At 47.6% G+C, this 943-nt stretch carries 1 protein-coding gene; it reads right to left on the minus strand.

The features are described 5' to 3' along the window. Positions 1-943: AMP-binding protein (locus A3763_RS25010; RefSeq protein ID WP_156495322.1), on the minus strand; the 943-nt coding region annotated here is incomplete at both ends.

Below are 943 nucleotides of genomic sequence, written 5' to 3' on the forward strand. Positions count from 1 at the left end.
GTATACCAAATAGTGGATGACAGGCAGACCCCGGTTTAGATTCTGTTGCATAGGGTAAAGGCGTCATCATCTGACCACCCGTTTCAGTTTGCCACCATGTATCAACAACCGGACATTTGCTATGGCCATACTCAGTATAATACCAACGCCATACCTCCGGGTTAATCGGCTCCCCTACGGTACCAAGAATTCTCAGTGAATCACGTTTACTAGACCCAGTCGCTTCGTCCGCTTTAGCCATTAAGGTACGAATAGCCGTCGGCGCTGTATAGAAAACTGTCACCTTGTGCTGATCAATTACTTCACCAAAGCGCCCCATACTCGGATAATTGGGAACGCCTTCATACATGAGCGTTGTGGCACCATTCGCCAAGGGTCCATAAACGATGTAACTATGGCCGGTAATCCAGCCAACATCTGCCGAGCACCAGAACACATCACCTTCTTTATGGTCGAATGTGTAGTAGTAGGTCGACGTCACATAAGTCAAATATCCACCACTGGAATGCTGTAAACCTTTTGGTTTACCGGTAGAACCAGAGGTATAAAGAATGAACAATGGATCTTCAGCATTTACCGGAACGGCTGTATGCTTGTCAGCTTGCTCAGCCACCAAGCGACGATAGTCAACGTCCCAGTTATGACGAGTTGAACCTGTGTTATGGGTTGTTTCAACAACCAGTACATTTTTGACAGTATTACGTTTGGATATCTCCAGCGCGTCGTCCACACTTGACTTAAGCGGGATAGATTTCCCACCACGCACACCCTCTGTCGCCGTAATCACGACTTTTGCCTCACAATCATCCAGGCGATCTGCTAAAGCTGTTGCCGAAAAACCACCAAATACCACTGAATGAATGGCACCAATACGAGCACACGCCAGCATCGCATACGATGCCTCGGGAATCATAGGCATATACAGTACGACACGGTCACCTTT

The sequence above is a fragment of the Oleiphilus sp. HI0128 genome (genome assembly GCF_001635365.1).